Annotated in this window: 6 protein-coding genes and 5 tRNA genes; 3 read left to right on the top strand and 8 right to left on the bottom strand. The window is 68.8% G+C overall.

Annotated elements, in window-relative coordinates; genetic code table 11:
• Positions 1-251: 251 nt before the first annotated feature.
• The 3 genes from ACOJUJ_RS25490 to ACOJUJ_RS25500 are packed head-to-tail and all read right to left on the bottom strand — an operon-like array spanning position 252 to position 1,773.
• Positions 252-464, bottom strand: coding sequence for a hypothetical protein (locus tag ACOJUJ_RS25490; RefSeq protein WP_420129749.1), 213 nt, complete (start codon positions 462-464; stop codon positions 252-254).
• Positions 465-487: 23 nt separating this feature from the next.
• Positions 488-976, bottom strand: a complete 489-nt coding sequence (locus ACOJUJ_RS25495; protein ID WP_420129750.1) for a vitamin K epoxide reductase family protein — start codon at positions 974-976, stop codon at positions 488-490.
• The gene (locus ACOJUJ_RS25500; RefSeq protein WP_420129751.1) at positions 976-1,773 is read right to left on the bottom strand and encodes a DsbA family protein; all 798 of its coding nucleotides are present in this window, start codon (positions 1,771-1,773) and stop codon (positions 976-978) included. The genes ACOJUJ_RS25495 and ACOJUJ_RS25500 overlap by 1 nt, the downstream gene beginning before the upstream one ends.
• Positions 1,774-1,928: 155 nt before the next feature.
• Between ACOJUJ_RS25500 and ACOJUJ_RS25505 the strand changes: the two genes are divergently transcribed.
• From ACOJUJ_RS25505 to ACOJUJ_RS25515, 3 genes are all read left to right on the top strand, one after another.
• Positions 1,929-2,651, top strand: a complete 723-nt coding sequence (locus ACOJUJ_RS25505; protein WP_420129752.1) for a hypothetical protein — start codon at positions 1,929-1,931, stop codon at positions 2,649-2,651.
• Positions 2,648-2,863: a hypothetical protein gene (locus tag ACOJUJ_RS25510; RefSeq protein WP_420129753.1), complete on the top strand. Its 216-nt coding sequence runs from the start codon at positions 2,648-2,650 to the stop codon at positions 2,861-2,863. The genes ACOJUJ_RS25505 and ACOJUJ_RS25510 overlap by 4 nt, the downstream gene beginning before the upstream one ends.
• A 590-nt stretch (positions 2,864-3,453) precedes the next feature.
• Entirely contained in the window at positions 3,454-5,214 is a 1,761-nt protein-coding gene (locus tag ACOJUJ_RS25515; RefSeq protein WP_420129754.1) for a DUF885 domain-containing protein, read from the top strand.
• A 280-nt stretch (positions 5,215-5,494) separates the two neighbouring features.
• Here the strand turns inward: ACOJUJ_RS25515 and ACOJUJ_RS25520 are convergent.
• The 5 genes from ACOJUJ_RS25520 to ACOJUJ_RS25540 form a co-directional block, all read right to left on the bottom strand.
• Positions 5,495-5,567 (bottom strand) — tRNA-Gln (locus tag ACOJUJ_RS25520).
• A gap of 35 nt (positions 5,568-5,602) precedes the next feature.
• Positions 5,603-5,676, bottom strand: a tRNA-Asn gene (locus ACOJUJ_RS25525).
• Positions 5,677-5,690: 14 nt separating this feature from the next.
• Positions 5,691-5,763, bottom strand: a tRNA-Gly gene (locus ACOJUJ_RS25530).
• Between the two features lie 11 nt (positions 5,764-5,774).
• A tRNA-Val gene (locus ACOJUJ_RS25535) sits at positions 5,775-5,849 on the bottom strand.
• Between the two features lie 15 nt (positions 5,850-5,864).
• Positions 5,865-5,938, bottom strand: a tRNA-Met gene (locus ACOJUJ_RS25540).
• Positions 5,939-6,000 lie beyond the last annotated feature (62 nt).

Genomic DNA, 6,000 nt, shown 5'->3' on the forward strand with positions numbered 1-6,000 from the left:
TCCCCCGGGGGTTTGGGGGGGAGGTGCGAGCCTTGGCGGGCGGAGGGGCGCTGCGGGCGCAGTGCGATGCCTGCCGGAGCGCGGTCGACTTCTCCCCTCTCCGTGAGGAACGAACGGGGAGGGGCCGGCGGAGGGGCACCCCGCCGACGCGGTTCGAGCCCCCCGCGTCACTGCCGCACTCACACAAAAAGCCCCGCCGCCGGAATCCATCCGGCAGCGGGGCTTTTCGTCCAACCTGTGGTGCCGGCGGCTCAGTCGCCGTCGCTCTCCACGTATGCGGAAACCAGGCGTCCCATGTCGACAAAGAGTTGGCGGGTGACCGCCTCTTCCTCGCGCAGCAGGTCAACCAGCCGGTCGTAGCGGCCCAGCATGTCGATGGGGACGTGCACCGTCTCCGCGTGGAACGTTCCCTGGTCGGCGAACACCAGGCGCACGCGCACCGTCTGGCCGGGGGTCTGCGACATCCGTTGATCCTCTCGTGTTCCGTTCAGCGGGCCTGCCGCAGCCCGGGCAGGCTGAGCAGAAAGATAAGGGTGATCAGGATGGCCGAGATCACGCACCACTGGCACCATGCGTGAATCACGAACGCTTCCAGGTACGTAAGCCAGGCGCTGAACACCACCCCCACCGCCGAGAGGCCGAACAGCGCCAGCGCCACCCAACGCTCACGCACGAACCGCGGCTGCAGCCCCAGGATGGCGAGCCCCAGCAGCGTGATGTACGCGCCCAGCCCCCACGCCGAGACGGGAAGGCCCAGGAAGGCGGACCAGCGCGAGGTCTGCACCTTCTCGCAGCCGCCGATGGTGCACTGGATCTCCCCCAGCAGCCCCACCTTGTACATCGTCAGGTAGGCGGAGATCACCAGCCCCGCCAGCGCCAGCAGCGCAATGGCCATGCGCGTCAGCGGCGGGCTTTCCTCCAGCTCTTCGGCGGACGACAGGTCGTCGTCGTGCATCCCGGCGGCGGCCGTGCTCATCAGCCGCCGACGCTGTCCGCGGGCGCGGCGGCGGCCGGAGCCGCCCCGGCTGGCTGCGTCGCGGCGGGTGCGGCCGGGACGCCCGGAGCGGGAGCCGCGGCGCCGCCCGTCTCCTGCTGCACCAGCGCGTCCCAATCCGCGCGCGTGCTGGGCGTTTCCTGCACCCGCTTGCCGTTCACGAACAGCGTGGGCGTGCCGCTAACCCCCAGCGTGGTCCCCAGCTGGCGGCTCTCGGACACTTCCTTCTGGTACTTGTCGGAGCGCAGGCACTGCGCGAACGCGTTGCGGTCCAGCCCCACCTGCTCCGCGTATTCGATGAACAGGTTGACGGGGTTGTTCTGCTCCGACCAGGCGCCCTGCTGGCCGAACACGTAGTCGTGGTAGGCCCAGAACTGGTTCTGCTCGTTGGCGCAGCGGCCGGCGCGGGAGGCCAGCATGGCGTTGTCGTGGATCTCTACCAGCGGATAATCGTACCACACGAAGCGCACCCTGCCGGCGTCGATGTGGTCCTTGACCAGCGGCTCGGAAAACCGGGCGAACTGCCCGCACGCCGGGCACTGGAAGTCGGCGAACTCCATGATGACGACGGGCGCGTTGGGCTGGCCCTTGCTGATGCCGGGCACCCGCTGAAGCTGCTCGGGCGTCATCACCACCGGCTGCAGCTCCGTGGCCGCGGCGGAGCCGCCGCCCTGTGCCTTCCGGAAAAGGAAGAAGGCACCGGCAAGGGCGGCCACGCCCAGGACGACGTAGAAGGGAAGCAGCTTGTTACGCCGGGGCTTGGGCGCGGGACGGGGCACGAGGGTTTCTCCGTTCTTGCGTTGCGGCGCGCGTGGGCGCAGGGTTCCGGGCGCGAAATGATAACCGCGCCGCCGCGCCCGGTGCAAGCCACGGGGGGAACGCTCCTTGCACCCCGGGCACTGGTTTAACGCCTCTCTCACAAACGGTTGGCACGATGGACATACGGCTGGTGCGCGGGCGCGAGTCGCGCGTGTGGCTCTGGGTGGGACTGCTGGCGGCGGCTTCCGTGGCCGTGCTGGTCGCCGCCATGGTGTTTGGCGACCAGACCACGGCGGCCAAGCGGCAGGTGGGTGCCGCCGCCAACTTTGGCGCCGACCGTGGCGAGGTGCTGCCCATGCAGACCGAGGAGTTTGAGACGCTGCTTCCGCTGGACACCCGCGAGCTGGGCCGCCTGGTGCACCTTTCCGCGACGGCTGAATCGGTGGTGCGCGCCAATGCCGTGTGGGTGCGCACGCCCACCGGCCGCCGCATCCTGGTGCGCTTTGAGCCCGATCCGCCCGAGGGCGCGCTGCGTTCGCTGGGGCCCGGGTCGGGGCTGGACGTGAACGGGTACCTGCAGAAGGTGTCGCGCGCCGAGTTCGACATGTGGGCCGACACGCTCAACGTCGCCATCCCGCGTCCGCGGCCCGGCACCAAGTTCGGCGACGTGCCCGACAGCGGGTTCGCCAAGATCGACTCGCTGTTCATCAAGGACTTCTACGTTTCCGTGCGCCCCGAGGGGCTGCGCCGCGCCCGCAGCACCGCCACGCTGCGCCCCGACACCACGCTGGTGCGCTACGACAGCGCCGCCGCCCACGCCGCCCAGGCCCTCGTGGACAGCGCCCGCGCCGACAGCGTGCGCCGCGCGGAAGCCGCGTCCGACAGCGCCGGGACGTGAACTGGACCCCGGACGCGCTGGACCGCCTGGAGCGCGCCATCGCCGAGGGCGGCCGCGTGCAGCTGCGCCGCAAGGGCACCGAGATCGTGCTTCTTCCCGATCGCCTGCGCTACGACTACGGCGGCGAGGTCCTTCACGGCCGCCACCTGGGCACCGGCGACCGCGTGGAGGTCCCGTTGAGCGAGGTGGACTGGTTCGGGGTGCTGGACTGAGGGAAGTGCGGGAGTGCGGAAGTGCGAGAGTGCGGAAGTGCGGAAGTGCGGAAGTGCGAGAGTGCGGAAGTGCGAGAGTGCGGAAGTGCGAGAGTGCGGAAGTGCGGAAGTGCGAGAGTGCGAGAGTGCGAGAGTAACGGCAACTCCACTCTCGCACTTCCGTCGTTTTTTAATCGTACCAGCATCCTGCTCCCTTGAACCCGTCGGGATCGTCTCCGCGTCCGCCAGAATCCATCTTTTCTCCTTGTTCCGCCGTCCAACCTCCAATTGACGTGGATCAGGCAGCCATTTCGCAGGCTCCACCCGAAAACTCGGGTTGCTCCGAGTGAGAGAGTTCTTTGCTGGCGGCGGCGTTATCGTAATACCATCTCCCGGATTTCGATGTGCAGTGAGGGGAACGATTTTCACGCGGAGGCGCGGAGAAAACAGAAGAGGCGCGGAGGGAACGACCAAAACGTCTCCGCGCCTCATCAGTTCCTCCGCGCCACCGCGTGATGTTTTTCCGTCGTTCCTCTGATTGCACAACGAACTGCGAGAAATGGTATTACATTCAGGCATCCGCCGCACTTCATCCACTGAGTCCGTACCCCATGCGCCTCCGCCCTGTCATCCGCACCGCGATCGCGAGCCTCGCCCTTGCCGCGTGCGCACCCGCCGCCCGTGAACCGGCTTCCGCGCCCCGCACGCAAGCAGCCACCAGTGACGCGGCGGAGGTGACCGCGCTGGCCGACGAGTTCGTGCGCGAGTTCGTGGCCGCGGCGCCGGAAGAGGCGGAGGCGTGGGGATTCCCGCTCGATCGCCACGACGCGCTTACGGACAACTCCCTGCAGGGCCTTCGCGCCTGGCAGGCGCGCGAGGACGCGTGGGCGGCGCGGCTGGCGCGCATCGACGGGGCGGCGCTGCGGGGGCGGCCGGAGTGGGTGACGTATGGGATGCTGCGCGAGCGCATCGAGGCGTCGCGCGCCTTTCGTGTCTGCCGCGCGGAGCTCTGGCCGGTAAGCCAGATGAGCGGCTGGCAGGTGAGCTTCGCCACGCTGGCCCAGCTGCAGCCCGTGGGCACGCCCGAACTGCGCGAGCAGGCCCTGGCCCGCTGGCGCCGCATCCCCGCGTACCTGCGCAACGAGACGGACAACCTGCGTGAGGGCGTGCGGCTGGGATACACCACCCCGCGCCGCAACGTGGAGCTGGTGATCGAGCAGTTGGACGCGCTGCGCAACCTGCCGCTGGAGGAGAGCCCGCTCTTTGCCCCCGCCGCGCGCGACTCCGCGCCCGGGTTTCGCCAAGCGTGGTCCGTGCTGCTGCGCGACGAGGTAATGCCCGCCGTCACGCGGTACCGTGACTATCTGGCCGGGGAGTACCTTTCCGCGGCGCGCGAAACGCTGGGCGTGGGCGCGCTGCCGAACGGGCGCGCGTGCTACCAGGCCAGCTTTCGCCTGAACACCACCCTGGACCGCGCGCCGGAAGAAACGTATTCGCTGGGCCAGGCGCGGGTGGCGCGCAACCAGGCCGAGGTCGTGGAGATCGGCCGGCGCGCGTACGGCACGGGGAACGTGGATTCCATTCGTGCGCGGCTGGCGACCGGCGGCTTCGCCAGCCGCGACGAGATGCTGGCCTTTTCGAACGATGCGCTGCGGCGGGGGCGGGCCGCGGTGCCGCGCGCCTTTGGCGCCACTCCGGGGGCGCCCGTCATCATCGAACCGCATCCCGCCTTTCTGGAGGCGACGGCCAGCGACCAGTACTTTCCCGCGGCGGAGGACGGCGGCCGTCCCGCGCAGTACCGCATCAACCTGGGAAAATCCGGCACCACCACGCGCGCGCAGGCCGAGATCACCGCTTTTCACGAGACGTATCCCGGCCACCACCTGCAGGTGGCGCTGGCGCAGCAGGCGGCGGGCGCGCACCCGGTGGTGCGGCTGATCTCCAGCGGCAGCTACCTGGAGGGATGGGCCCGCTACGCCGAAGCGCTGGCCGAGGAGCTGGGCCTGTACACGTCGGACGAGGCCCGGATTGCGCGGCGGCTGTGGCCCGCGCGTGGGATGGTGCTGGATCCCGGCGTTCACCTGTTCGGCTGGACGCGGCAGCAGGCCGTGGACTACATCACCGTCAGCGGCCGCATGGGCTCGCAGGAGGCGGACGCGCTGGTGGACCGCGTGGTCGCCTGGCCCGGCCAGCTGACCGCGTACGACACCGGCGCGCTGGAGTTCTTCGCCCTGCGCGAGCGAGCCGAGCGTGAGCTGGGCCCGCGGTTCAATCTGGGCGAGTTCCACGAAGTCCTCCTGCGCCACGGCGCCATCACCCTGCCGATGCTGCGCGAGAGCGTGGAGGCGTGGATCGCGGAGCAGCGGCGGTGAGGCGTGTGAGGGTGTGACGGTGTGACGGTGTGACGGTGGAGGGGACGATCCGCCCGGTTGCGGACGCGCAGGCGCCTGGAACGCCGCAAACCGCCGGGCCGCCGAGTCCACGCAGGTGGACTTTGTGTAGTTGTTGCTGCGAATTTATTCGCCCTTGACGGTGCCGGCGCAACCGCGCTTTCGTCGGATGACGCGGAAGCTCCTCCCGCCGTGGGCGCGGGACACAAAAACGAAAGCGCCCGGATCGCGTGTGCGATCCGGGCGCTGCTTTCGTGTTAAGTTGCCCCCCCAGGGATCGAACCTGGACTTTCCTGAGTCAGAGTCAGGCGTGTTGCCAATTACACCAGAGGGCAGTAACCGCCGTCCCGTCACCCGTCAAAACCGAAAGCGCCCACTCCAGGACTCGAACCTGGGACCCCCTGATTAACAGTCAGGTGCTCTAACCGACTGAGCTAAGTGGGCTTACCGACCTGCAGAGCGGGCAACCGGGCTCGAACCGGCGACCTCAACCTTGGCAAGGTTGCGCTCTACCAACTGAGCTATGCCCGCACTCTCCGCAGTGCTCGCTGCAGGATTCGAACCTGCGACCTCTCGCGTGTGAAGCGAGCGCTCTGGACCAGCTGAGCTAAGCGAGCAGGTCCTTCACATCATAGCGGGGGCGGGATTCGAACCCGCGACCTTCGGGTTATGAGCCCGACGAGCTACCAGGCTGCTCCACCCCGCGACACGTATACCCCGTACGGGAATCGAACCCGTGTTTTAGCCTTGAGAGGGCTATGTCCTAGG

This window comes from Longimicrobium sp., from assembly GCF_048594345.1.
Taxonomy (GTDB): Bacteria; Gemmatimonadota; Gemmatimonadetes; order Longimicrobiales; family Longimicrobiaceae; genus Longimicrobium.

Bases quoted from the DNA above. Each gene is read 5' to 3' on its own strand.
- ACOJUJ_RS25490 (WP_420129749.1), bottom strand. From the start codon at position 464: ATGTCGCAGACCCCCGGCCAGACGGTGCGCGTGCGCCTGGTGTTCGCC.
- ACOJUJ_RS25495 (WP_420129750.1), bottom strand. From the start codon at position 976: ATGAGCACGGCCGCCGCCGGGATGCACGACGACGACCTGTCGTCCGCC.
- ACOJUJ_RS25505 (WP_420129752.1), top strand. From the start codon at position 1,929: ATGGACATACGGCTGGTGCGCGGGCGCGAGTCGCGCGTGTGGCTCTGG.
- ACOJUJ_RS25515 (WP_420129754.1), top strand. From the start codon at position 3,454: ATGCGCCTCCGCCCTGTCATCCGCACCGCGATCGCGAGCCTCGCCCTT.